This is a genomic window from Streptomyces rhizosphaerihabitans, assembly GCF_025399795.1.
GTDB lineage: Bacteria > Actinomycetota > Actinomycetes > Streptomycetales > Streptomycetaceae > Streptomyces > Streptomyces rhizosphaerihabitans.
In genome coordinates this window covers 53,606-78,549 of sequence record NZ_JAODTZ010000054.1, presented here as the reverse complement: position 1 = coordinate 78,549, position 24,944 = coordinate 53,606, and the positions used below count along the sequence as shown (strand labels likewise).

Annotated in this window: 14 protein-coding genes and 9 pseudogenes; 10 read left to right on the top strand and 13 right to left on the bottom strand. The window is 68.6% G+C overall.

Annotated features, from left to right (window positions below; all coding sequences use genetic code 11):
- From N4G66_RS37025 to N4G66_RS37010, 4 genes and pseudogenes are all read right to left on the bottom strand, one after another.
- Positions 1-216 (bottom strand): annotated as a pseudogene (locus tag N4G66_RS37025) (metallophosphoesterase); the annotation flags it as partial.
- Between the two features lie 381 nt (positions 217-597).
- Positions 598-993: pseudogene (locus N4G66_RS37020) on the bottom strand (DUF4253 domain-containing protein); the annotation flags it as partial.
- A gap of 126 nt (positions 994-1,119) precedes the next feature.
- Positions 1,120-1,866 (bottom strand): annotated as a pseudogene (locus N4G66_RS37015) (helix-turn-helix domain-containing protein); the annotation flags it as partial.
- Positions 1,863-2,690, bottom strand: coding sequence for a peptidoglycan-binding protein (locus N4G66_RS37010; protein WP_261708696.1), 828 nt, complete (start codon positions 2,688-2,690; stop codon positions 1,863-1,865). The pseudogene N4G66_RS37015 and the gene N4G66_RS37010, both read right to left, overlap by 4 nt.
- Positions 2,691-2,931: 241 nt before the next feature.
- Between N4G66_RS37010 and N4G66_RS37005 the strand changes: the two genes are divergently transcribed.
- Positions 2,932-3,375: a peptidoglycan-binding domain-containing protein gene (locus N4G66_RS37005; RefSeq protein WP_261708695.1), complete on the top strand. Its 444-nt coding sequence runs from the start codon at positions 2,932-2,934 to the stop codon at positions 3,373-3,375.
- A gap of 98 nt (positions 3,376-3,473) precedes the next feature.
- Here the strand turns inward: N4G66_RS37005 and N4G66_RS37000 are convergent.
- Positions 3,474-3,704: pseudogene (locus N4G66_RS37000) on the bottom strand (DALR anticodon-binding domain-containing protein); the annotation flags it as partial.
- A 26-nt stretch (positions 3,705-3,730) separates the two neighbouring features.
- Between N4G66_RS37000 and N4G66_RS36995 the strand changes: the two are divergent.
- From N4G66_RS36995 to N4G66_RS36985, 3 genes and pseudogenes are all read left to right on the top strand, one after another.
- Complete coding sequence (locus N4G66_RS36995) at positions 3,731-4,015, top strand: transposase (protein WP_261708694.1); 285 nt, start codon at positions 3,731-3,733, stop codon at positions 4,013-4,015.
- Positions 4,016-4,880: 865 nt separating this feature from the next.
- A complete protein-coding gene (locus N4G66_RS36990) occupies positions 4,881-6,374 on the top strand; it encodes a peptidoglycan-binding protein (protein WP_261708693.1) in 1,494 nt (497 codons plus the stop codon).
- A gap of 179 nt (positions 6,375-6,553) precedes the next feature.
- Positions 6,554-7,739, top strand: a pseudogene (locus tag N4G66_RS36985) (IS701 family transposase).
- A gap of 369 nt (positions 7,740-8,108) precedes the next feature.
- Here the strand turns inward: N4G66_RS36985 and N4G66_RS36980 are convergent.
- The gene (locus tag N4G66_RS36980) at positions 8,109-8,477 is read right to left on the bottom strand and encodes a hypothetical protein (protein ID WP_261708692.1); all 369 of its coding nucleotides are present in this window, start codon (positions 8,475-8,477) and stop codon (positions 8,109-8,111) included.
- A 300-nt stretch (positions 8,478-8,777) separates the two neighbouring features.
- Between N4G66_RS36980 and N4G66_RS46255 the strand changes: the two are divergent.
- Positions 8,778-9,844 (top strand): annotated as a pseudogene (locus tag N4G66_RS46255) (IS630 family transposase).
- A 19-nt stretch (positions 9,845-9,863) separates the two neighbouring features.
- On the opposite strand, the gene N4G66_RS36965 reads toward N4G66_RS46255, so the two are convergent.
- The 3 genes and pseudogenes from N4G66_RS36965 to N4G66_RS36955 all read right to left on the bottom strand — a co-directional run bounded on the left by N4G66_RS36965 (position 9,864) and on the right by N4G66_RS36955 (position 11,898).
- Positions 9,864-10,466, bottom strand: a complete 603-nt coding sequence (locus N4G66_RS36965; protein ID WP_261708699.1) for an ISAs1 family transposase — start codon at positions 10,464-10,466, stop codon at positions 9,864-9,866.
- Between the two features lie 337 nt (positions 10,467-10,803).
- Positions 10,804-11,277 (bottom strand): annotated as a pseudogene (locus N4G66_RS36960) (biotin/lipoyl-containing protein); the annotation flags it as partial.
- 447 nt (positions 11,278-11,724) lie between these two features.
- Positions 11,725-11,898, bottom strand: coding sequence for a hypothetical protein (locus N4G66_RS36955; protein ID WP_261708690.1), 174 nt, complete (start codon positions 11,896-11,898; stop codon positions 11,725-11,727).
- Between the two features lie 296 nt (positions 11,899-12,194).
- Between N4G66_RS36955 and N4G66_RS36950 the strand changes: the two are divergent.
- Positions 12,195-12,323 (top strand): annotated as a pseudogene (locus tag N4G66_RS36950) (PIG-L deacetylase family protein); the annotation flags it as partial.
- Between the two features lie 802 nt (positions 12,324-13,125).
- On the opposite strand, the pseudogene N4G66_RS46060 reads toward N4G66_RS36950, so the two are convergent.
- From N4G66_RS46060 to N4G66_RS36935, 3 genes and pseudogenes are all read right to left on the bottom strand, one after another.
- A pseudogene (locus N4G66_RS46060) lies at positions 13,126-13,410 on the bottom strand (hypothetical protein); the annotation flags it as partial.
- 27 nt (positions 13,411-13,437) lie between these two features.
- Positions 13,438-13,938 carry a DUF5994 family protein gene (locus tag N4G66_RS36940; protein ID WP_391858949.1) on the bottom strand — a complete coding sequence of 167 codons (501 nt, stop codon included), beginning with the start codon at positions 13,936-13,938 and terminating at the stop codon, positions 13,438-13,440.
- A gap of 149 nt (positions 13,939-14,087) precedes the next feature.
- The gene (locus tag N4G66_RS36935) at positions 14,088-15,257 is read right to left on the bottom strand and encodes an acyl-CoA dehydrogenase family protein (protein ID WP_261708689.1); all 1,170 of its coding nucleotides are present in this window, start codon (positions 15,255-15,257) and stop codon (positions 14,088-14,090) included.
- Between the two features lie 2,074 nt (positions 15,258-17,331).
- Between N4G66_RS36935 and N4G66_RS36930 the strand changes: the two genes are divergently transcribed.
- Together N4G66_RS36930 and N4G66_RS36925 are read left to right on the top strand one after the other, a co-directional pair.
- Positions 17,332-18,564 carry a type III PLP-dependent enzyme gene (locus tag N4G66_RS36930; protein ID WP_261708697.1) on the top strand — a complete coding sequence of 411 codons (1,233 nt, stop codon included), beginning with the start codon at positions 17,332-17,334 and terminating at the stop codon, positions 18,562-18,564.
- Complete coding sequence (locus tag N4G66_RS36925; RefSeq protein WP_261708688.1) at positions 18,561-19,118, top strand: GNAT family N-acetyltransferase; 558 nt, start codon at positions 18,561-18,563, stop codon at positions 19,116-19,118. The genes N4G66_RS36930 and N4G66_RS36925 overlap by 4 nt, the downstream gene beginning before the upstream one ends.
- 823 nt (positions 19,119-19,941) lie before the next feature.
- Here the strand turns inward: N4G66_RS36925 and N4G66_RS36920 are convergent.
- Entirely contained in the window at positions 19,942-21,282 is a 1,341-nt protein-coding gene (locus N4G66_RS36920; protein ID WP_261708687.1) for a glutamine synthetase family protein, read from the bottom strand.
- A gap of 796 nt (positions 21,283-22,078) precedes the next feature.
- Between N4G66_RS36920 and N4G66_RS36915 the strand changes: the two genes are divergently transcribed.
- The gene (locus N4G66_RS36915) at positions 22,079-22,387 is read left to right on the top strand and encodes a DUF5132 domain-containing protein (protein ID WP_261708686.1); all 309 of its coding nucleotides are present in this window, start codon (positions 22,079-22,081) and stop codon (positions 22,385-22,387) included.
- A gap of 210 nt (positions 22,388-22,597) precedes the next feature.
- Positions 22,598-24,895 (top strand): ABC transporter ATP-binding protein/permease, encoded by a 2,298-nt coding sequence (locus N4G66_RS36910; protein WP_261708685.1) that lies wholly within the window; start codon positions 22,598-22,600, stop codon positions 24,893-24,895.
- Positions 24,896-24,944 lie beyond the last annotated feature (49 nt).

Below are 24,944 nucleotides of genomic sequence, written 5' to 3'. Positions count from 1 at the left end.
TGGCATCCCGACGAGGCCGAGGGCGAACAGGGCGGTGCCGGCCAGTGTGACGGGCAGCGACCAGTGCTGGCCGGTGTACAGGAGCACCCAGCAGGGCACGGCCCAGAGCAGGACGGGGGCGATCAGGGGGATGTAGCGCATCAGGCGGTGCAGTCGGCTCTGCCGCGGCGCTCGCGCTTCACTGTCGGCGGGTCGGGTGCTGCTGGTGTCGGTCACGCTTCCCCTCTCTGACCGGGCTGCCGTCTCGCGCACTGTATCCGGCCGTCCTCGGGCTGGCCGGACAGGTGTTCATGGGTGCGGCTCCTTGGGGCGAAGGGTTCTGCGCGGGATGGCAGGACTCCGCCGCAGACACCTCCACCGGCTCCACTGGCATGAGCCGCCACCAGGGCGCCATCCACGGGCGTGCTGTTCATGCAGGCTGAGAGTGGCTATCAGGGTCCGTCATCCGGGGGAACTTCACATCACGCTCCATGCCCAGTTCCTTGTTGTCCCGCTTGAGCCGGGCATTCTCCCGCCGTAGCCGTAGCCGTAGCCGTAGCCGTAGCCGCTCCAGCTCGTCACTCCCGACGGCCGCTGCCGTCCCAGCCCGGCGGGCGCCGCGGGGGCCAGACCGGGCCAGTCGGGTCCGAAGGGCTCGGTCCCCTCGCCCAGTTCGTCCTCCGCGTTCTCCTCCCAGAACTCCGCGAGCACCTCGTCGGCGTCGTGGTCACCGGGGTAGGACGTCTCCTGCGGTTGCAACTCCCAGTCCGCCGGGCCGCCTTGACTGCCACCGACGTCCACGAGGACCGGCAGCAGCCCGGCCCGGGCGGCCTGTCCGCCCAGCGCGCTCCAGTTTCCGGGCGCGGCGGACTTGCCGGAGTGTCACAGCAGGGGCTTGTCCGACGGGTCGTCCGCCGAGGCCTCGATCAGTCTCCCGGGCGGGAGCCGCAGCCCCAGGGAACGGCCGCTCGGGTCGGTCGCCGGTGTGGGCAGCGGATTGGGAAGAGTCGCCATATCGGTGACTGTAGGGGCAGGCACTGACAGCGGACGCTGGTGCACCTCGCTTTCGAAGCATTCCCTCCCGCCGCCCGTCGCGGGCAGGAAGCAGGCCTGGACTACGGTTCCCGGGCGGGTCGCCGTCATGGGGGTGTGGACGTAGGTGTCCGCCTCGGCACGGTTGTTCACCCGGGCGACGCGGCCCCGCAGTTCGACCCCGTCGCCGATCCGCGTACCCCACATCCGTGCCCAACTGGTCCCGCACACCCTGCTGTACCGCAGTTGCACCGAGGCTCCCGTGGAGGTGAGGTGCTCGGCCAGGGTCTCGGGCGCGGCGCCGCACTTCGTGACCGCCGGATCTCTGCCCTCGCAGTCGGTGTCCCGGCAGCTCGGGCCGGTGGCGGACGGGGACGCCGACGGCCGTGCCGGATCGCTCCGGTGGGGGACGAGGAGAAGGCCGAGCAGGACCGCCCCGAACACCAGGGCGGAAACCGCCGCGAGGACCGCCGCGGCCGTGGCCCCCCGTTGGCCGGAGGACGGGGATGCTTCAGGCGTAGGCGTAGGCGTAGGCGTGGGCGCAGGGGTGGGACCAGGAGTCGGGGGCGGGGCGGTGAGCTGTGGTTGTGCCGGCTCCTTCGGCCCGCTGTTCTCCGACCTCGCGATCTCCCACAGCGCCAGACACCGGCCGTTCGGTTCCCCGGCGAGGCGGCACAGCTCCTGTATCGCCGGGCGCGGTGGCAGCGTCCTGCCCTTGAGGTAACGCTCCCAGGACGACTTGCTGAACGTGGTCTTCGCCGCGAGCCCCGCCAGACTCAGGCCGGTGCGGTCCTTCAATTCCCTGAGTCCGGCGGCCAGTCTGGCACTCTCCGGTGACGGCTCGGGCCTGGTCATCCGCGCAGGGCCTGCCAGGTGCGCGGTCCGACCATGCCGTCCACGTCCAGACCGGCGCGCTTCTGCATGGCCTTGACCGCTCGCTGTGTCAGCGGACCGAACATCCCGTCGATGCCGCCCGGTGAGATGCCCGCCCGGCGCAGCAGGCACTGCGCCTCGGCCACGTCGGAACCGGCGCCGCCGTAGGCGAGTTCGGCGTCCCGGGTGCGGCTGATGCCCGCGTACCAGAGACCGTCGATCTGCTGGATCCTGCACGTGTACACGAGCGGTGCGGACGCCGAGGCGGCGGCCGGGACGGGGGAAGTCACCGTCGGTCCGTTCTCGTGGGCGTTGAGACGCAGGACGAGCAGGACGGTCGAGGTGACGGCCAGTACCAGGGCGACCGCTCCCGCCACGAGCGCGATGCGCAGCGAACGACCGAGGGAAGGCTTGGGTCCGGCTCTTGTCGCCAAGGTGTCCGACACCACCGGAAACCCGGGTTGCGCCGGCTCCTCCGGCGAAGGCGAAGGCGCTGGAGTCGGCGTGGGTGCACGGCCGCCGTTCCAGGTGTCGGCGGCGACCTCGTGCAGCGCGAGCAGCCGGACCGGATCGACGCCGCCGATCCGGGCGAGCGCCTCCACGGCTTCCCGGGGCGGGAGCGACCTGCCGCCCAGATACCGCTCCCACGACTTCTGGCTGTACCCCGTCTTCGCCGCCAGTTGGAGCATGTTCAGCTCGCTGTGATCCTTCAGCCGGCGTAGCTGCGTCACCAACTGCCTCACACGCGGGTCCAGTTCGGCGGGCAGCGCTTTGCGGCGCGGCATGTTCCCCCCAGATGCGGTCATGACCATGATCAGCGGTCCCCCGCTTCGTCGCATTCTGCATGAGCAGTACGACGTCTGCCACAGCCGTCCCGCCGAACCGTCCCCGTGGACGGCGTTCGCGCAGGTCAGCGGGTGATGTGTCCCAGGTGACCGTCACTTGGGCAGAGGCTGTGGCGGCCGTCGCCGACCGCCCCGCACTATCGAGTCGTCACCTGCTCCTCCGTCGGGCCAGGTGCTCACCCACGATCCGAAAGAGGAACACATGCGATCGCACGTCCTGGCCAGGACCATCGTCAGCCTCACCGCCGTCGCCGGCATCGCGGCCGGGAGCCTGGCGGCCGCGGGCACCAGCTACGCGGCTCCCGCGTCGGCCGCCAAGACGTCGGTGGGCGCCCCCGCCGCCGTACTCGCGACGGAGAACTTCGGCCTGACCACCGCCGAGGCCAAGAACGTCCAGACGTTCCTGGCGGACTACTGGAACTACACCGGCAAGAACGACGGGCAGCTGGGCACCGGGAGCTGGGAGGCGTTCCAGCGCTGCCTCAAGAAGTATTGGGGCTACACCGGCGCCATCGACGGCGACCCCGGCACCAACACGATCAAGGCGCTCCAGCGGCTTCTCGCGAGCGACTACGGCTACACCGGCGACATCGACGGCATCGCCGGGTCCGGGACCCGGGCGGCGTTCAAGCGGTTCGCCGCCTGACGTACCCCGACACGACCGCGGCCCGTCCTCCCCGGAAGCCGGAAGGAGAACGGGCCGCGGTACGTCGATCGTCGCCGCGCCACCTACTGCTTGTCTGCTCAGAGTTTTCCGGGGGTCCGGATGCCCGGCAGGGCCATGCCCAGGTGGAGGGTGCGGGCCGTGAGGTCCACCAGGAGCAGGCGGTTCTCGACGGCCTCCGGTGTGTTGTCGGGGGACAGCACGTGGCACTGGTCGTAGAACGTCGTCAGGTGCGAGGCCGGTTGGTACAGGTACGACGCCGGCTTGTGCGGCTCGTACACCGCGGCGACCTCGTGCACCGTGGGCCCTGACCCCGGAGTTCGGACACCGGAGAGACTTGGATCTTGATGGTCCAGGAGAACGGAGTCCCTGTGGGGATGAAGCACACTACCCCGCCGAGTTCAAAGCGGATGCGGTCGCGTTGTACCGGTCTCGTCCTGGAGCGACGGTCAAGTCGGTCGCCGCTGATCTCGGAGTGAACACCGAGACGCTGCGGAACTGGATCCGGGCCGCCGACGGACGCAGGTCCGGCGCTCACTCCACACCTGCGGTGGCGCCGCGGCCTGGTGATGACACGGTTCAGAGTGAATCGCTGCTGACGTGTCGAAACGAAATCAGATGACATTAAAACCGGGGTGTTCTTTCGACTCCGGTTCGGATACCGGCCCGGACGGTCCGCCTTGGATGCGGTGGGGAAACGGCTCGCGGCCAATGGAAGGCACTTGTGAAGCTGCAGGAAATCGCCCGGCGATATCCTCGCATGTTCGCGCACTGGCGCCTTGCCCCAACAGTGAGCGCCGTACTGGTTTGATGATCGGGACGACAAGAGCCATGTAACGGGAGACTGCTGAGCAAGGTTCTGTGAGGGCCGAGGGGCGAAATCCCCCTCGGCCACTCGGCGACGCGCTGGTGAACTGCTGCCAGTTCGTTGAGGACCACTAGCGCAGGTTCGGCGTCAAGCGGCTCTGCGACATCCTGGGCATCGCCCGCTCGAGCTTCTACCCTGACCCGAGCCGCATAGACGTGTTCAAATCCGGGGTCAAGGCCCGCCGCCGATTTTCCTGTTTCCAAGACAGCGAAATTCGGCCATTTATGTTGCACGGCATTGTGCGTATGGGGGCGGGCTGTCGCCGTCGTGCGCGGAATGGAAATTCGATCATGATATTCGACTGCCTCGACTCCGTTGTCGAGCGCGGTAGACGTCGGCTCGCAAATGCGCCACTACGGAACGAAACGCCGACTTCGCCATGATTTACCGACCCCGGCCCGAAGGGGGCGTCTGCTGGCGTGTGAAATCTTCCATGACCGGCAAATCCGGCGCCACCGACAATCCGTAGATCCATTGAAGAGGATATTTCGTACCCATGAGAAACACAGTGATTTCACCTGCCGATATATTCCATGTCCGGAATCGCCACAGGATCGGGGTTTTCCTCGCTACTGCGGCGGTCCTTTCGACGGCCACTCTGCTCGGTGCCGGTCCGGCGGTGGCCGCTCCGGCGGCGATCAAGCTGACCTCCGCCTCCTGTCCCACCGAGATCCTGCAGGGTCAGTCGAGCGGCTGCGTCACCGAGCTGCAGAACCTGCTCAACGCCCACGGCGCCGGGCTGACGGTGGACGGCAGCTTCGGCGCCGCCACCTTGTACGCGGTCCGCGAGTACCAGGCCTCCGTCGCGATCGCCGTGGACGGACGGGTGGGCCCCGGCACCAAGGTCAAGCTCTACGCCACCGGCGGCTCGGCGCCCGCGCCGATCAACCTCCTGTCCTCCTCGTGCCCGGCGAACGTCGTCCAGGGCAACAAGAGCGGCTGCGTCACCGAACTGCAGCGGCTGCTCCGCCACTTCGGCTACAGCGTCGACGCGGACGGTGAGTTCGGGGCGGGCACCCTGGCGGCGGTGAAGTCCTTCCAGTCCGGGCACGGCCTGACGGCCGACGGCCAGGTCGGGCCGAGCACCAAGGCCGAGCTCTACAACACCGACGAGTCCGGGTCGACGGCTCTGGACCTGCGCTCGGCGGCCTGCCCGGCGACCATCACGGAGGACCAGAGCGGCGGTTGCGTCCTGACCCTGCAGGCCCTGCTCAACGGTCAGGGGCAGCACGTGGCCGTCGACGGCCAGTTCGGCGCCGAGACCTTCGTGGCCGTGCAGGCGTTCCAGACCGCGCACGGCCTGGAGCCCGACGGCGACGTCGGCCCGGCCACCAAGGCCGCCCTGTACGCCAACATCAGCGGTGGCGGCGGCAACGGCGCCCCGTCGCCGATCAACCTGACCTCGGCGTCCTGCCCGAACGAGATCGTCAAGGGTCAGAAGAGCGGCTGTGTCACCGAGCTGCAGAGCCTGCTCAACCACCATGGCGCCGACCTCGCCGTGGACGGCGAGTTCGGGGCGATGACCGACGCCGCGGTGCGGGACTTCCAGTCCGAGAAGGGCCTCACGGTCGACGGCAGGGTCGGGCCGGGCACCAAGTCGGCCCTGTACGGGGTGGTCACCCCGCCGGCCACGACCCCGCCCGGCGGCGGCTACAGCAAGATGCTCGACGTGGCCGCGGCCGAGGTCGGCACGCTCCAGGGCAGCGCCCGGGCGAACAGCTACGGCTCCGCCGTGGGCATGTCCAAGTCCACCAACGGCTATGCCTGGTGCGCGACCTTCGTGAGCTGGGTGGCCAAGCAGACGGGGGCCACCACCTTCAACGACACCTACGTCTCGGGCTGGGTCAACAAGGCACGGGCCGGCCAGCGGCACCTCTCGGTGACGACCGACCCGCAGCCCGGCGACATCGTGGCCTATGACTGGAACGGCGGCAGTAACTTCAACGACGGGAACGAGCACATCGGCATCGTGCGCACGGTGAGCGGCGGCTCCAGCTTCACCGCCGTCGAGGGCAACACCAGCGATCCCAACGGCAACGGGCCGGACGGTGTCTACATCAAGAACCGCACCACGGCTTCGACCTACGACGTGGTCTTCATCCGCGTCCGCTGACCGGGTACCGGACCGAGGCGCCGTTTCCTCCGGGCACGTGATCCCGTGGCACCGGCAGACGGTCGCCCCGTCGACACGACGCCGGCCCGTGATCCGTCCGGCACGACCGGACGGATCACGGCCTAGTACTGCAACGGTGCTTGCCGTGACTGATGGCCAGGTCGTTCGTTGGCGTGGTTATGGGTGGGGACCTTGCTGATGTCAGGTTGTGGGCGGGTGAACTCGAGGCGGTGCACGAGCGGTTTGTGCACCGGTTCAGCCGGTCGGAGCCGCGGGAGTCTGCGCTGGCCTATATGCGGGGGCTGGTCGCGCCGCTGGAGCGGAAGAACGGCTGGACGCTGGCGGAGGAGGCCGGGCATGCCGGCCCCGATCGCATCCACCGGCTGTTGAACCGGATCGAGTGGGACGCCGACGAGGTCCTCGACGATGTGCGTGACTACGTCGTGGAACATCTCGGGGACCGTGAGGCCGTTCTGATCGTCGATGACACCGGCTTTCTGAAGAAGGGTGTCCGTTCGGCCGGAATCCAGCGGCAGTACTCCGGCACCGCGGGACGCACGGAGAACTCCCAGATCGGGGTCTTTCTCGCCTACGCAACGGGCCGCGGACGCACGCTGATCGACCGGCGGCTGTATCTGCCCACGTCCTGGACGGACGACCGCGAGCGATGCCGGCGGGCAGGCATCGACGACAGTGTCGCCTTCGAGACGAAGGTGGCAATGGCCAAGGCGATGGTCGGCCGGGCCATCGCCGAGAAGATCCCGTTCGGCTGGGTGACGGCGGACGCCGCCTATGGCTTCAGCAAGGGCTGGCGGTTCGAGCTGGAGCGGGCGGACGTCTTCCACGTCATGGCCACCACCCGGCACGACACCGTCGTCACCCGCTGGTCCATCGACCACCCCGTCCACGACCTGTTCCCCGGTCTGCCACGGCAGAAGTGGAAACGCCGTTCCTGCGGCGAGGGAGCCCACGGCCGGCGGATCTATGACTGGGCCCGCGTCGAGGTGAGGCCCTGGCACCGTGAGGACCGTCGGCACTGGGTTCTCGCCCGCCGCAGCCTGAGCAGGCCCGAGGAGATCTCCTACTACATCGCCTACTGTCCGGCCCAGGCCACGCTGGACGAGCTGATCCGCATTACCGGCAGCCGATGGGCGGTGGAGGAGTGCTTCCAGACGGCGAAGCAGGAATGCGGCCTGGGACGACTACCAGGTCCGCCGCTATCCCGGCTGGCACCGCCACATGACCCTGGCCATGGCCGCCCACGCCTGCCTGACCGTCCTGCGCGCCCGCGAACTCGACGCGGACAAAGCAGAAACGGATCCTCCCAGCTCATCCACCTCAGCCTCGCCGAGATCCGACGACTGATCACCCGCCTCACCGACCGCCGGCCCACCGCGATCGATCACATCCTGCACTGGTCGACATGGCGCCGTCGACGCCAACACCAGGCCCGCCTCAGTCACTACAAACGACGCGGACACAGCCCCTGAAAGCTGCCCAGCAATCAGAACAAGCACCGTTGCAGTACTAGGGCGCTACCCGGTCGCGGCCCACACCTGTACGCATTCTTCGGCTGCATGTGCTACGCCGCCATGCGCCCGGCTGAGGTCATCCACTTGCAGAAGTCCCAGTGTCGCTTGTCGGCGAGTGGGTGGGGGCTCCTCAACCTCAAGGGAGGAGTCGTGACGGGCAGGTAAGGAGTGGACCAATGACGGCGCCGTCCACGAGATCCACTCACTGAAGCGACGTGCAGCCAAGGCGACGCGGCCTGTTCCTGTCCCACCGGTGCTTGTCCATATGCTCCGCGAGCACATAGAGAGTTTCGGTGTCGCACATGACGGACGCCTGTTCCGTAATGCTGCGGGAAACTGCATCGATCATTCCGCGTACAGCATCACCTGGAGACGGGCGCGTGAGGCCGCGCTCACCCTTGACGAGCACGCCCTTGAGTTGGCGAAGCGCCCCTACGACCTGCGCCACGCAGGAATCTCGTTCTGGCTTGCCTCGGGTGTCGATCCTGCGGAGTGCGCGCGCCGGGCCGGACAGGGTATCCAGGTCCTCTTCCGCTACTACGCCAAGTTCCTGGCCGAGGCGCGGAATCATGCCAACACCTTGATAGAGGACTCGATGCGACGGGGGGAGGGGCCCGATGTCCCACCGCAGGACGTGTGAACCGCGCCTTGGCCCGGAAATGCCCCGGAACAGCTGGTCAGGGGTGGGATAGAAGTGGGAGATATCAGGAGGAACCTTGTATCTCACTCCGCGGCCCAGACGTGGGCCAGGAAGGGCACCTGACAGGTGAAGTACCTGTTCAGGCGCCCTTCTTCTGTCTCTACAGATCTTTAATGGTGCGGGTTACGTGGGGTCGTGACGGCTGTGGTCGGCTGCGCTATGCCGGAGGGTATGAGGTATCCCGATGGCGGTGGGCTGACGGCGGAGGAGCGGGCTCGGCGTGAGCAAGTCCGTCTTACGGCCGCTGACTTGATTGAGGCTGGGGCCAGTGACGGAGAGGTGGCCCGGCGGTTCCGGGTTACGCGGATGTCGTCGAACCGTTGGCGGCGGGCACTGGCGTCGGGCGGTCGGCAGGCCCTGGTCTCCAAGGGCCCTGGTGGCGCCCGCTGCAAGCTTGATGCGGAACAACTGCGCGTCCTGCAGGTGGCGTTGGAAGCCGGTCCGGCTGCATGCGGCTGGAGCGACCAGTGCTGGACTCTCGCCCGGATCGCCGAGATCGTCCGCCACCGGTTCAGGGTCGAGTACACGCTGGCCGGGCTGGACCTGCTGCTGCATCGGATCGGCTGGAGCGTGCAGATCCCGACCCGCAAAGCCTCCGAGCGCAACGAGGCGAAGATCGCCGCCTGGAAGGACGAGCAGTGGCCCGTCATAAAAAGAGGGCGGCGGACCTGGGTGCCTGGCTCTGCTTCGAGGACGAGGCAGGTCAGGGGCTGAGGCCGCCCAAGGGCCGCACTTGGGACGTCGTGGACACACCCCGGTGGTGCGGGTTACCGCCCAAGGCACTAAACGCGTCTCGATGGCCGCGCTGATCTGCATCAAAGCCGGCCGCACATCACGGCTCATCTACCGCATCCACCTCGACCGCGGCCCCGCCAAGGGCCGGCGCAAGGGCTTCACCGAAACCGACTACGCCCGCCTGCTGGATGCCGCACATCAACAGCTCGGCGGCCCGATCATCCTGGTCTGGGACAATTTGAACACGCACGTCAGCCACAGCATGGGCGAGCTGACCGCCGCCCGATTATGGCTGACCGTCTACCAGCTGCCGCCGTACGCACCCGAGTTCAACCCGGTCGAGGGTGTCTGGTCGCACCTGAAGAGGTCACTGGTCAACCTCCAAACACAACCTCGACCAGCTCACCGCGCTGGTGAAGACCCGGCTCAAACGGATGCAGTACCGACCCGGACTCATCGACGGCCTCATCGCCAAGACCGGCCTCGACTTCCAACCGCCGTAACCCCAGGGGCGATGCGTTCTCAGGCTGTGAGTCGGAGCATGGCTGTCGCGTGCGGGGCATGACCGGTAGTGATCGGCTGCGGCGGCGATGTGGTCCAGCCTGCTTGGCGCATGAGTCCGATGGCAAGGTTGCGCAGGGTGGCCATGGCGCGGGGTGCGGTGCCGGTGCGTAATCGCGAGGCGTCCTCGCCGAACGTCACGTCTCTGACGTGGTGCAGGGCATCAACTGACCAGTGATTCTGCACGAGTTCGGCGAGTTGCGCCGGGCCGGCCTGTTCGGCCGGAAGGCTGGTGACCGCGTAGACGGTCTTCGTCTCGCCCTTGCCGGTCTTGCGGTGGGTGCGGCGGCGCTTGACCTCCATGGCCTGGACGGCGTGTGGGAAGAGCAGGCCGGGACGGACGGTGCAGGCCTTCAGGCAGCGGACCTCGCGGCGGCCGTGCCCGGCACTGGTGGTGCGGGCCTGCAGCGGGATGTGGCGCCAGGGCAGGCGCCGCAGTTGCTTGCGCAGCTTCTTCTGGTTCCCCTTGACCACCAGGAGGTAGTGGCCGCCGGCGGTGATGACGTGCTCGGCGTGGGCGCGCTGGGTGTACATCGCATCGGCGGTGACGACGACGCCGCGCAGGTCGATCCGGTCCAGCAGTGGGGTGAAGGCGGGGGATTTCGTTACTCTTCGCAGCGACCTGGCGCTGGGCGATCACGGTCTGGCAGGCGTGGAGCGCGGCGGCGAGCAGGTGGACGGCCGCGCCGTCGGTGCGGGATCCGCGCACCGTCTTGCCGTCCACGGCCAGGCCGACCAGCCTGCCCTCGAGCCGGATGCGGTGAAAGCCGCCTGTCCGGTTCGGGAAGGGGCCGTCGGAAAAGGACCCGAGCCACGGGCACCTCGTCGGCGGCCTACTTCACTTGAAGCGGCGGGGACTGGAACGGAGCGTCAGCCACCGCGCCAGTCCACGACCCTACTGAGGAGAGCTGTCCGGGGGACCGATGACGGCGAGCGTGGCGCCGACCTTGGCAGTCTCGTCCTCACCAACGATGATCTGTTGGACAACGCCGGAGACAGGCGCCTCGATCTCTGTATCCACCTTGTCAGTGGAAACCTCGACTAGTGGCTCGCCAGCCTCAACCTTCTCGCCGACCTGCTTGAGCCATCTAGTGACGGTGCCTTCGGTGACCGATGCTCCGAGCGAGGGCATCACGACGTTCGTCTTCTGCGTCTGTTCCGAGGTCAGCACGGCGAGCGTGGCGCCGACCTTGGCAGTCTCGTCCTCACCAACGATGATCTGTTGGACAACGCCGGAGACAGGCGCCTCGATCTCTGTATCCACCTTGTCAGTGGAAACCTCGACTAGTGGCTCGCCAGCCTCAACCTTCTCGCCGACCTGCTTGAGCCATCTAGTGACGGTGCCTTCGGTGACCGATGCTCCGAGCGAGGGCATCACGACGTTCGTCTTCTGCGTCTGTTCCAGATTCGGCGGGGATAGGTTGAGTTCCCGGGGCGACGCCTGAACGTTCGTTGACGTCTGCGCCTCAGCTGCAGCGGATGTGACGCCTGTTGAAAGGGCAAGTGCTACTACCAGGCAAGATTCAGCGGCGATGCGGGGAACGCGTCCCCGAGCGGTCCTGAACATGATCGTCCTTGCGGCGAGAGTGCTGTGCAGGGCCCCGGTAGGGGAAGAGGGCGAAGTCCGTGAAGACGCGCCCTCATAGCTTCCATGCTCGTCTTGCTTTGGCTGCTCGAACTCCCGGTCCCGGGCTGGGCATTTGGGCCTCTGCCTGGTGGGCTCGGGTGCTCCTGGCGGGTTGCCGAGACTGGCACACGGTCGAGTCCGGCTCGGTTTGCCTTTGCGTATACCGTTATTTCCAGGAGAGCGCTGTCGACAGTCTTACGCAACTCCACCCGGAAACCAGGCGGGCTCGGCCTGGCCGTCGGTGTTCATCCAGGCCGGGGCCGAGACCTTGTAGAGCCAGCCCTCCGGCGTCTGTTGGCGGCAGAGGAGGAGGCCGGTGACCTCCTGGTCGTCGGGGAGGACCACTGTGATCGGCGGTGCGCCGGCCACGGTTACGCCGCCTTCTGACGCAGCTGGCACCGGGCACCAGCGACCGCATCAGCGTGCTGTACCGAGTGCACGAGCTGGCGGAGGCAGGAGCACCGGGCCGGGTCGAAGTGATCTGAATCCTCTCCCGGGCCGTAAAGACGCCGACAGAGAAATTGTCAAATCTTGTGGATCAGTGACGTGATTCGGCTGAGTGCTGCCAAGGGGGGCCTGGTTCGTGCGTCCCGTCTTTCTGCCGTGACCGAGCACGCGCACGCTGCCCACGGAACCGATGCGGCGCGGGTGCCATGATGTCCGCCATGGCAACCCTCCTCGCCTTTCACGCCCACCCCGATGACGAGGTCATGATGACCGGCGGCGTCCTGGCCAGCGCCGCTGCGGACGGCCACCGGGTGGTGATCGTGGTCGCCTGTGACGGTCTGATGGGCGCCGTAACCCCAGCCATTAAAGATCTCTAGAAGAACCCCAGCTTCTTCGGTGAGTAGCTCACCAGCAGGTTCTTCGTCTCATGGTGGTGCACGCAAGGCGCATGCCCTGACCTGCGGAAACGGGACTGCAGTGGACGTCGGGTGGCGACTTTGCCCGGAAATGGCCCGGATCTTGAATCGTGGACACGCGTCATTGGTTGATCGGGAAGGATCGGTGCGTGCAGCAAGGGCACTCCTGATCCGGTCACGGGCGGCCGTACGGCAGCGACCGGGATGTGCTGGGGGAGCGGAATTCGGCGTAGAGCAGAGCAGAGCAGAGCAGAGCAGAGCAGAGCAGCGGACTCATCATCCGTCGGCCGTGGGTTCGAGTCCCACCCGACCCGCCACGGAGATCTGTGGCCTGCGGAAACGTCTCATCGGACGTTCGGATTCAGGACTTTGCATCAACGGACTGAATACGCTGCTCATGAGTTCAACTGCGTGGCCGGCGGCGCCGGTTCGAACTGTTCGGACCTGCACGGATGCCTTGTCTCGCAGCCGGGAACATGGCTGCAGGGGGCCTCTCTGAGCGGCTGGGTGCCGAATTCGGGACGCCGGCAGGACGCAGGGAATCGGAAGGGGCTGCTCCGCCGTGGTGGGTGGCGGAGTGGCGGCGGCCGATCAGGGTGCCTTGGATCGTGCGCCGACCGCGGTGCGGGAGGAACTGCCCGTACGGGAAACGGCCTGCAGGGTTCGTGCTGTCGGAGGTAGGGCGGCCAGTGAAGACCGTCGATCCGTGGACGCCGCAGTAGCTGCGGGACAGTCACCGCTCGGTGTGTGAGCCGGGGGACTGAGCATGCCTGCCGTGCCTGCCGTTACTCGTCTGTCGCTGCGGTGTTGCTGTCGCAGCGGCGGTGAGTGCGGCGGCGACGAGCGCGAGCACGGTGAATAGGTGTGGGTATCCGCCGAGCGGTGCGGCCATGGCGGCACCGTCGAAGTGGGCCAGGGCTGCGACTGCGGTTGCCGGGGCTGTGAGGAGTCCGGACGGGTGGCCGTAGTGAGTGGTGCCCCAGCGGTCGGTGACGGCAGTGGCCTGGAGCAGGGTCAGGAGGCAGCTGTTTTGCCGACGCGCATCTCACGTACCGATGATCAGTCGGCTGGCCTGCCTCGGGACAGCCGCAGTGAACTGCGAGGCGCCGCCCTCGGACTCCCCTGCCCTCTCCGCATCCTGCATCTGGGTGGGCACGGAAACGTCGTGCAGGGCCCGGTCGGCGGTGATGAGCGAGCTCGCGGTCAGTGGCGGGCCGCCGTACGCGGAAGCCGCAGCCATCAGACGTGCGGCTGCTTCCGGGCCGGTCTCGGGCGGGATCACCAGCAGGTTCCAGCGGCCGGTGCCGTAGGACAACAGAAGAAGCTTGTGCGGGTCGATCTCCGGAGCGAACCAGCCGACCTTCACGGCATGACCGCGGACGGGCACCTTGTGCGGGATGACCGGCCAGTGCTCGGGGTTGACGGCGACATGGGTGATGCGACCCCACAGGGGGTCCAAGACATCAGTCTCCCGGGCGCTCTCGCGTGCGTCGGCGACGGATGTCGCGGAGCGGGCTGTTGCGACGCTGACGCTCACCGCGGCCACCAGGTCACCTTGGTCTCTGGATCGTCAATGCCGGGTCCTGCTCAGCCGGTGCTTGTGCCCCGGCCTGCGGCCGCTGACCCGGCGGTGACGGCCTCGTCCACCCCTTCGCCGTTCGAGGTCGATTTTCCGATCAGTTTCAGAGCCAAGTCTCAAGGGGCCAGGGTGAGGTCACCATGGTTGGACTTGGCGAGCGACCGCCCGATGACCATGCGCTGAATCTGGTTCGTGCCTTCGAAGATCTGAGTCAACTTGGCCTCACGCATGTACCGTTCGACCGGGAACTCGCGCGTGTAGCCGACCCCGCCGAGAACCTGCACCGCATCAGTGGTGACACGCATCGCGTTGTCGGTCGCGACGAGCTTCGCGACCGACGCCTCACGGCTGAACGGCAGTCCCGCGTCCTTCAACCGGGCGGCGTGGAGGGTCGCAGTACGCGCTGAAAAGACCGCGGCCTCCATGTCGGCGAGCAGGAACGCGACTCCCTGGTGGTCGATGATGCGTGATCCGAACGTCTCCCGATCGCGTGCATAGGCGATCGCGTGGTCGAGAGCGCCCTGGGCGAGACCGACCGCGACGGCCGCGATACCGAGACGGCCGGAATCCAGGCTCGCGAGAGCGATACGCAGGCCGCCGCCCTCGGCACCGATACGCCGCTCGACCGGGACACGGACGTCCCGGAGGACCATGGTCGCCGTCGTGGACCCGGTCAGGCCCATCTTCCGTTCGGGAACATCAGCGGTGAGGCCCTCGGTGTCAGCGGGGATCATGAAGCACGAGATACCCGTGCGGTCCTCCGAGGTGCGGGCCATGACCTTGTAGTAGTCCGCGTGGCCACCGTGGGTCGTCCAGGCTTTCACACCGTTCAGGACGTAGTGATCGCCGTCCAGACGGGCCCGGGTCCGCAGCGCGGCCGGGTCCGAGCCGGCGTGCGGCTCCGAGAGGCAGTAGGCACCCAGCAACTCGCCACCGAGCATCGCGGGCAGCCACTCCTGCTTCTGCTCCTCGGTGCCCATCGTCGCCAGGCCGAAACACGACAGCACGTGCACGGAGACACCTACGCCGACCGAAGCCCACACGGACGCGATCTCTTCGACAACCTGCAGGTACACCTCGTAGGACAGGCCGCTGCCGCCGTACGCCTCGGAGTACGGCAAACCGAGCAGGCCGACGCGTCCGAGGAGCCTGAACACGTCACGAGGGAATGCCTCGTTCGCCTCATCGGCATCCGCTCGCGACGCGAGTTCATCGGCCGCCAGCTTCCGGACCAGCCTGATGAGGTCAAGGGACTCATCGTTCGGTAGCAGACGACGCGCGCTCATGGCACCTTCCAGTTGTCGGGGCGAAACATCGTTCGGAGACGTCTGCGGGCCAAGGCACGCAAGACGCTCCTCATGGACAGAGATCGAGACGCTCAGGGAAGGCCGGCCGCCGCGTGGGTCTCGGCGGTGGCGCGGGTGGTGTTCCTCGACCCGGACGGGATCATGTTCACGCCGGTGGCGTCACAGGTGAGCACCAGCAGCTCGGCGGCGTCGTTACGAGTTGCCGGGTACGTGCAGGTTCGGCGCCGGCGAGCGGTACGCGACCCGAGAGATGTCCACGCGTTCGACGGTGGTGGCCAACTGCCGCACGTGCCCACGCTCCGTGCGCGTGCGCGCCCGCCCGTCCGCGCCGTCACATCCCGGCGGCGGCACGGATATCGAGCCGGTCCTGCACCAGCACCAGCACCCGCCCCGCGAACGTGACGTAGTCCTCGTGAAGGCATCGGCGGAGCCCGGACACATAAGGTGCCACCAGGTCTTCTTTCTTGCGTGGTCAGGCAGATCAGCCCGGCCGACGAGGAGAACACCGTCCTCTTGCCGCACGTTCACCCGCTCGCCGCGACCGTGCCACGCGTCACGGTGAACAACCCGCCCGGAGTCCGCACCGTCAGCTTCGCCGCAACGGCCTTCTTCGAACGGTGTCGGATCACTTCCATCCGGCGGGGCACCACCTTCGGACCAAGCCCCTCCACCACCTGCCGACAACACACCGGACCGGCATACCAGGCCAGTACCGCAAGCAGATGTTCCAGAGCCTGGGGGTCCGGCGGATGTCCACCCCGGCGCGGGGCCGGGGACCATGGCGGTGGAGCCGGTAGGGGATACCGGCACCGGCTCGATTCGCGGCAGTTCACCGACGACTTCGCGCGCCGTCGAGATACGGGCCGGCTCCTGCTCAAAGCTCATCCGACCCACCTCCCTCGCCAGCTGATCAACCAGCTATCGCAACGAGACGGGCATCACACCGGACACGGGCGACCCCGCTAACCTCACCCAACGGGGACACGCACCCGAGGTGAAGAACGTCCCCGGTCGGCCCGACACCGACAAGCTGGATGCGGTCCGGCCGGCCAAGGTCGCCGAACGGGGCATTTTCCGGGCCGCGTTCGTCCCTTTTCTTCAGGTACGCAGATCAAACTGCCCAGGGTGTTTGGACCCTTCGGTGTATCGAGTGGGGCCCGGCTGGTAGGGGGCCGACGCTGATCGAGGTTCTGACCGGGCAGTTCGACGAGCGCCACGGCCGACTGCGGACGGTCATGACCTGCTGAGTCCACACCGATGGATTCGCTGGATGCGGAGTGGTGTCGTGGCGTGTGCACGGCCGGTGTGCACGCCGGCTCGCTGACGCGCGCGTCGAAGGAGTCCCGGCGGGGGCCGAACTCGTGGTGCGCGGTTGAGGTGGCTCGATCCGCTGTGTCCGGCGACGACGTTCGCCGAGCAGGTCGAGGGGCCGACGAGCCCGCAGCATCCGGGGGTACCTGATCGTCAAGGCCGTGGAGGCTCACACCGACGCCGTTCGGGTGGTATGCCGAGCTGTGACTCAAGGCGCGCTGCGACTGCCCGGCGGCACCTTGCGGGAGCGGGACCGGGGGACTCCTCAACGGTCCGCTGTCTCGCCAGTACCGGCAAACATGTTCGCGCGCTACGCGTTCGATGCCTGGTTGGACCGGGCGTTCCCCACCGCCCGGTTCGAGCGCTGTACCGATGACGCGGTGGCGTAATGCGCCAGTGAGCGGCAGGCCGGACAAGGGCTGGCCGCGCTGGGAGACAGACATGATCGTCGGCCTTTACGCCGGTCAGCGAAGGTGGCGGGCAGGCCGCGCAGGGTGCACAGCAGGTGAAGGTGCAGGCCGCAGAAGTGCATAGAGTGCGGCGTGGAGGGAGTCCAGGTCAGGCGTCACAGCCGACCTTCGGACTCCCTCGCTTCATCTCATGCGGGCCGGCAGGCCCTTGGCATCATTCCTCCAGTCGGACCGGGAGTTGACACGTGAAACCTCAGACCACCGACGTGCGCCAGATCGCCGAACCGCGTCGGACGGCCGACCATGGCAGAACCGGCCATCGCGCCCCAACCATGCCGGCCACCGTCCACGCATCCACCGCGTCCCTCCCCGACCAGCACGACCACCCCGCCCTGCGTGCCGCGCTCGCCGCCGCCATCGAGGACACCATCATCTACGACCTGGACGGCATCGGCCGCCAGTACACCGCCCTGTGCGCCGAACTGCCCGGCGTCGCCGTCCGGTTCGCGATGAAGGCCTGCCCGGTGGACGAGGTGCTCGGCCACCTCGCCCGGTTCGGCTCCGGCTTCGACGCGGCGAGCCCGCAGGAGATCGCCCAGGCGCTGCGCACCGGGGCGGCCCCCGGGCTGATCCACTACGGCAACACCGTCAAGTCCGACCGCAACATCGCCGAGGCCTACCGGCTGGGTGTACGCGACTACGCCACCGACTGCCTGGAGGACGTCGGCGCGATCGCCGAACACGCCCCCGGATCCCGGGTGTTCTGCCGACTGGCGACCACCGGCGAGGGCGCGCTGTGGGGCCTCAGCCGCAAGTTCGGCTGCTCGCCCGAGGACGCCCTGCGGGTGCTCGGCACCGCCCGGAGCGCCGGGTTGGTGCCCTCCGGCCTGTCGGTGCACGTCGGCTCCCAGCAGATGACCGCCGAGGCCTGGGTTGCGGCGGTCGACTCGCTGGCGGCGGTCCTGGAGGCGCTCAGCCGGCGCGGCATCACCCCGGACCGGATCAACCTCGGCGGCGGACTGCCCGCCCTCGGCGTCCTCGACCGGCGCGGCCGGCCGTTGGAACCGCCGCTGGACAAGATGTTCGTGGTGATCCGCGAGGGCATGGAACGGCTGCGTGCCGTCAACGCCGCCCCGCTGGACTTCCTGCTGGAGCCCGGTCGCCACCTGGTCGCCGATCACGGAGCGATCCGCGCTCACGTCGCCCGGCTCTCTTCCCGGCATCGGCTCGACGGCACCCGCGAGGACTGGCTCTACCTGAGCTGCGGCAAGTTCAACGGCCTCTACGAGATGGACCAGTTGCAGTACCGCCTGGAGTTCCCCACCCATTCCGGCGGGCAGTTCGTCGACGCCATGGTGGCCGGCCCGACCTGCGACAACGACGACGCGTACGCCCAGGAGGACGGCCTGGTACGGGTCCCGCGCGCGATCACCTCCGGCGACCCGGTGTGGGTCCACTCCTGCGGCGCGTACGCCGCCGCCTACGCCACCCGGGGGTTCAACGGCTTCGCGCCGCTGCCGTACACCTGCGTCGGAGGCCCGGCTCCGGACGGAGGAGGCGCATGACCGACACCAGGATCCGGCTGTTTCGGGAGGAGGACTGGGACGAGGTGGTCGCGCTGGAGGAACGCGCCTACGCCGCGAGCGGCCTGTCCGAAGGGCGGGAGGCGCTCCGCTCCCGGCACCGCGCCTCGCCCTCGACCTGCTTCGTACTGGAGCACGCGGGTGGCTTCGGAGGCTATCTGCTCGCATTGCCGTACCCGCTGTCCCGCTGCCCGGACCTGAGCCTGGCCGAGGAAGGCGCGGCACAGGAGAGCAACGGGGGAAGCAACCTGCACACCCACGACCTGGCGATCGTCGAGCGGGCGCGCGGCCGGGGCCTGGCCCGCCGGATGCAGCGGCATCTGGAGGAGACCGGGCGGGCGGCCCGCTACCGGACCCTTTCTCTGGTCGCCGTGCGCGGCTCCGAGGCGCTGTGGTCCCGGCTGGGTTACCGTGCCCGGCCCGAGATCGGGCTGCCCGCGAGCTACGGTGCCGAGGCGGTCTACATGGCGAAGCCGCTGGCACCCCCTGTTACCGGTTCGACTCTCGGATCCTCTCCCAGAGCCGAAGTGGGCTGATGCGGATGTCCTCCGTATCCGACGAGTTCCGCCGCTCTCGACTGACCGTCAAGGCACTGCTCTTCGTCCTCGGATTCCAGTACGCCACCCGGGTTTTTGGACACTTGCCGAGTCGCGAACGCGTTCGTCCTGCCCGGACAGGCCGGCCGCAGCAGCACAACTGATCAAAATGCCGGGGCAATCGCCGGTCTCGGCAGCAGTACCGCCGACGCCACCGCGACCATCTCCGGCGCCCTCGCCACCGTCGGCACTCCATCCGAGGCCACGGCCGCCCTCGCCGAGGACCTGCTCGACCACCCTGCCGGGACGGTGAGACGTGGTGCCTCGAAGGAGCTGACTCCCCTCTCGGTGGGACCGGCACGCGCGACAAGGATCCACACACCGAGGTGGCCGGCAGTCGCCTCGGGCAGGAACGTGGCGAGGGTCGTACGAAATGAACTTCGCCATGTGGAGCGACCGCCGCTCACGCGGTCCGGAGCGTGGGCGCCAGGTGTGGTGGGTGCGGGGCTGCCGCCGCAGAACGCCTGGTGTGTTGCCCGGTACCGGGTTCTGGTGCACACGTACGATGCCCAAGCTCGCGCAGGTCCCCCCACAGCCTATGTCGGCAGGCGTGGCGCTCGACGGCAACGGCGCCTGGCCCGCTCCCCTCACCTCGGACGACGCCGTGCCTGCGACCGCTTCGGCCACAGGCACGGGCGCGGTCAAGAATCTGCTCCGCGCCTTCCGGGGCCGCATCCTGCTGAGCTCCGTGAAGCTTGACGGCGACCAGCAGACCTTCGACCAACTCATGGGCGGGGAGCCGGAGGAGCAGAGCCTGTGCTCGTCAGTAGCGCCAGCGGACGGCCTCGATGACGTCCGCATCCGTGTGCATCGCGAACAGCTCCGCCTCCGCCCGCCGGACGGCCAGCACGGCCTCGTACAACTCGGGACCGAGGGCCTGCCGCAGCAGTGCGGACTTCTCGTAGGCGTCGATCGCCTCCGGCAGGCTCGCCGGGAGGCGCTCGGCCGCGCCGAGGGAGGCGGGGTCGCTCGGGGTCTCGGGCGGGAGGGGCAGGCCGGCGTCCAGGCCGGCGAGTCCGGCGGCCAGCACGCCGCCGATCTCCAGGTACGGGTTGGCGGCGGCGTCGAAGCACTTGAACTCGGCATTGGCCTGCCCGGCGGCGGAGCCGGTGATCAGGCGCAGCGCCGCCTCACGGTTCTCCAGACCCCAGCAGCGGTAGGCCCCGGCAAAGCGGGAGGGGACCAGCCGCAGGTAGGAGGCGACGCTGGGCGCGCCGAGGGTGAGCAGGGCGGGCAGCTCGGCCAGTACGCCCGCGAAGAACTGCTCGGCGTCGGGGTGCAGCCCGTGGCGGCCGGGGCCGCCGTGCCCGAGGTTCCGGCCCTCTCGCCAGAGGCTGAGATGCAGGTGGCCGCCGTTGCCGATCGAGCCCTCGGTGAAGACGGGCGCGTACGAGACCCGCAGGCCGTGCCGGGCGGAGACGGCCCGGATGGTGTGGCGCACCAGCATCGTGGTGTCGGCCGCCTCGACCGGCCCCTCGGCGGCGACCGAGACCTCGAACTGCCCGGCGGCGTACTCGGGGTGGAGCTGGAGTACGGCCAACCCCTGGGCGGTGAGGGCGCGCAGTACCTCCCGCAGGTAGTCGGAGTGCTCGATGAAACGGGTCATCCCGTACGCGGGCCCGACCGTCGCGGGTGCCTCGGACGGGTCGGCCACCACCCACTCGACCTCGATCCCGGCTCGCACCGATAGCCCGCGCCGCTCGACGGCCTCGGTGACCTGGCGGACGAATCGGCGCTGGCAGCCGGGGTGCGGAGTGCCGTCCTGGGTGTAGCGGTCGGCCGGGGCCCAGGCCCAGCCGGGCTGGGCGGCGAGCGGCGTGAGCCGGTCGAGGTCGGGGACGAGCCGCAGGTCGCCCACCGGGCCGGTACTCGAAGGCGCAGTGGTGATGGAGTCGTCGACCAGGGCGACGTCGAAGCAGGGTACGGCGCCGACGCCGTACTCGGCGGCGTGTTCGAGCTGGGCGAGAGGGACGGACTTCACCCGGGTCAGCCCGACGTTGTCGACCCAGCCGAACACCACCCCGTCGATTCCGTCGGCGGCGAGCTGGGCTTCGGCCGCCCGGGCCTGGGCGGCCCGCTCAGCTCGGGGGTACGTGGTGGCCATGCCGATCATGCTGGCGTTCGCGGCAGCCGGTGCGCCAGTGGCCGGCCGGGAGTTCACTCGTCCGTGAACGGTCGGACCTGCGACGTGACTCAGGACGCGTGCGCGGGAAGTCTCTCCGGTCACTGAGCTTTTCAGGGCGGGCTCGGCGAGGTGAGTCGAGGGGCAGGGCGATGGCGGTGAGGCAACCGCCGACAGGTGGGGCCGGAGCTGGATCCTGCGTAACGCGCGGCGGAGTGTGCGGTCGAGGCCGTCGGGTGTGCCGGAGGCAGTGCGGGTCATTGCTCTGCGAGCGAGTGACCGGACGGCGGCCTCGACCGGGTTCAGGCCGGGCGCGTACGGCGGCGGCCGGACCGCGGTGAGTGCCGGGTCCGGGACGTGCGGGCCTCCCGCGAAGCGGTGCTGGGAGGAGTCGCGTTGTCATTTCCCGCCCGGCGCCGGAGGGTGGCGCGCGAACTCGGAAGTCACCATGAAGCAGATCACCGGTAATAGGTAAATTAGAAAAGCACTTCGCTCGGCGAGTTCGCCTACTGCAATTCGTAGCGGTCAGAACAGGGATGGCACTCGCATGAGTGAAACCCGCCGAGACCGTTTGGTCTCGACAGTCATGACTGGGCTACGGTGATCGACGAGCGGACGGTTTACCTCATCGACAAGGAATTCAACCCGGCGGGGAGTCCGGCACGGGATATCGAGAATTCCGGAAATGGGTGCTTCCGCCTTCCCCACTGTGTGTGTTCCGGAGTACGCAATGCTCTGGGTCCCCTGTCATACATCTGCGCAGAGAAGTTGGAGCATCATGCCGCCCGTCGTTCCGCCGTTCCTGATCGGTCTCATCGTCGCGCCACTGGCCAAGCGTGTCCTCAAGCCACTGATGCGCGGTGTCGTCACGACGTCCGTCGGTCTTGTCATGGAGGTGAAGAAAGCGGCCCAAGAGGCCGGAGAGAACATCCACGACCTCGCGGTCGAGGTGGCTGCCGAGATGGTGGCGGCGCAGATCGCCTCCGGCGACGACCAACGGCCTACCGAGGGTGCAGCCTCGAACGCCGAGAAGGACGAGGCCAGGGCTCCGAAGATCCGCGCGACCGCCGGTGTCGCGAAGGCGTAGTGACGCCCTGATGCCCGCCCGCCGCCTGGGCGCGTCTTCCTGCCGACCTCGGAAGACGGGTCCTCGCGGCGGTCGGCCGTGGGCCTTTCGGCCGCGCCTCTTCCTCCCTCTCGGACTTTCCGCTCCGTCGCAGTGAATCCGCCGTGCGCCGAATTTCGTCGCGCCCGTTGACGGATTACCCGTGACCTCCGCAAACAGGTGATTGTACGCATGTCATCGCTACTGGGTGCCGCAGCCGGATTCCGGTCCGCGGAATGGGACGTGAACCCGCGCTCGGTCACTCCGGGCCGTCAGCGTTGGGACGTCAAGCTGGTGCTCGGACGGCCACGGACGGCCGAGTTCCTCGCTGCCGCGCTGCGCCGCATTCCCGGGATCACCGAGGCCCGGGCCAACCCGGTCACCGGTGGGGTGCTCGTCCGGCACGATGCACGGCTGCGCGCCACGGACGTCGGCCGGATCGTCCGCAGAGCCGTCACCCTGGTCGCGGAGGATCCGACCGGAGCGGGACGCCCGACACCGGCCCGGCCCGTCGCCGCACCGGCCCCGCAGGTGGACCGCGGCCTGGTCGTGCGACCGGTGCTTGCCGTCGGCGGCGGGGTCGCGGCCGGGATCGCGCTGATCAAGGGGTCGGCGCTGAGCAGGCAACTGGTGGCAGTGGGCGGGGTGGCCGCGTTGACCACGGCCGTCCTCCGGAAGGCCTGGCGCGGAACGGTCGACGCGCCCCAGGAAGCGGCCGGGCCCGGCGTCGAACGTCATCCCCTGCTGGAGATCGTCGGACCGCACCGACACCGTCTCTACGGGGCCGTTGCCCTGTCCGTCGCCTGCCAGGTCTCGGAGATGGCGCTCGGTACCTTCCTCGGCTGGACCGGACTGGTCCTCATCAAGGGTGAGGCAGCTCCACTGGCTCGCCTCGGCCTGACCACCGCGTCCGCCCAACTCTTCGGTCTGGCTGGGCTGATGGCCGCCGCCTGTGCCGCCGTGGCGGGCCTCTCGTACGCCTCGAACCTCCAGTGGCGCCGACTCGGCCAGGACATCGAGCACGACTGGCGCAACCGGACGTACGCCCACGTGCAGCACCTCGAACTACGGCACCTGGAAGGCGAGCGGACCACCCGGATCGCCGGCGCGCTCACCGACGACGTCCGTCAGCTGGGCACCTTCTTCGCCACCTCGGCGGGCGACCTGCTGCACCTTGGCACCAGCCTGGCCCTCCTGGTGCCACTGTTCCTGTTGCTGGCGCCACAGATCGCCTGGATCGCGTTCCTGCCCATCCCGGTCATCGCCTGGCTGTCGTTCCACTACCAGGACAAAGTCGCGGCCGACTACGCAGTCTCCGGCGAGCACCGGGCCAAGCTGCACAGCCAGCTGGTGAACACGCTGGACGCCGGTGCCACCGTCAAGAGCTTCTGCACCGAGGATTACGAGGCCGAGCGCATCGACCGGCTGAGCGGGGAGGTCCAGGACAGCAGTCGGCGGACCGACCGGAGCACGATCCGCCACGCCGAGATCGTCCGGGTCTGCACGACCGGTTCGATGGCCGGAACCCTGCTGATCGGCGGCCGGTCGGTACTCAACGGCAGCCTGCCGTTCGAGGTGTTCAGCCCGCTCATCGGGCTGCCCCAGATGGTGTTGCTGCGGATGAACCGGCTCGGCGGCATCGTCGACCAGTACCAGCGCACGCTTGTCGCCTACGACCGGGTCCGGCGGCTGCAAGCCCTCCCCCTCGAGGCCGACGGCGACGGCGGAGCGCTCGACGCCCGGAAGGTGCGCGGCGAGATCGTCCTCGACGACGTGACCTTCGCCTATCCCGACCGGCCGCCGGTGCTGGAGGGGCTCTCGCTGGCCATTCCCGCCGGGCAGGTCACCGCCCTCGTCGGTTGCACCGGCTCCGGCAAGACGACCGTCGCCAAGCTGCTGATGCGCTTCCTGGAAACGGAGTCGGGCAGCGTGCTGCTCGACGGGCGGGATGTCCGCGACCTGCCGAGGCAGGACCTGCGCCACGCGATCGGGTTCGTCGCGCAGGACCCCTTCCTCTTCGACGGCACCATCGCCGACAACATCCGCTACGGCAGCTTCGGCGCCTCGGACGAGGCCGTGGCCGAGGCGGCCGGGATGGCCGAGGCCCACACCTTCGTCGCGATGCTGCCGGACGGCTACGACACGGTGATCGGCGAACGCGGCGCAGCCCTCTCGGGCGGCCAGCGGCAGCGGATCGCGCTGGCGCGCGCGATCCTCAAGGACGCGCCGGTGGTGATCCTCGACGAAGCCACCTCCGCCGTGGACAACGAGACCGAGGCCGCCATCCAGCGCACGCTCCGTGTCTTCGCGGCCGACCGGACGATGGTGATCATCGCCCACCGGCTCTCCACGGTCCGCCACGCCGACCGGATCTACGTCATGGACACGGGCGGCGTCGTGGCCGAGCAGGGCACCCACGACGAACTCCTCGCCCTGCACGGACTCTACGCATCCCTCTGGCAGCTCCAGGCCGGAGAACTCGTCGCCTGACCCCACCAGCCGTACCACCGGCCGCCCGCCACGTGACGTCACCGCGGCC

Coding starts and splice junctions, on each gene's coding strand:
- N4G66_RS36935 (WP_261708689.1), bottom strand. CDS start 15,257: ATGAGCGCGCGTCGTCTGCTACCGAACGATGAGTCCCTTGACCTCATC.
- N4G66_RS37005 (WP_261708695.1), top strand. CDS start 2,932: ATGCGATCGCACGTCCTGGCCAGGACCATCGTCAGCCTCACCGCCGTC.
- N4G66_RS36915 (WP_261708686.1), top strand. CDS start 22,079: ATGCCGCCCGTCGTTCCGCCGTTCCTGATCGGTCTCATCGTCGCGCCA.
- N4G66_RS37010 (WP_261708696.1), bottom strand. CDS start 2,690: ATGACCGCATCTGGGGGGAACATGCCGCGCCGCAAAGCGCTGCCCGCC.
- N4G66_RS36930 (WP_261708697.1), top strand. CDS start 17,332: ATGCCGGCCACCGTCCACGCATCCACCGCGTCCCTCCCCGACCAGCAC.
- N4G66_RS36980 (WP_261708692.1), bottom strand. CDS start 8,477: ATGATTCCGCGCCTCGGCCAGGAACTTGGCGTAGTAGCGGAAGAGGAC.
- N4G66_RS36925 (WP_261708688.1), top strand. CDS start 18,561: ATGACCGACACCAGGATCCGGCTGTTTCGGGAGGAGGACTGGGACGAG.
- N4G66_RS36920 (WP_261708687.1), bottom strand. CDS start 21,282: ATGGCCACCACGTACCCCCGAGCTGAGCGGGCCGCCCAGGCCCGGGCG.
- N4G66_RS36910 (WP_261708685.1), top strand. CDS start 22,598: ATGTCATCGCTACTGGGTGCCGCAGCCGGATTCCGGTCCGCGGAATGG.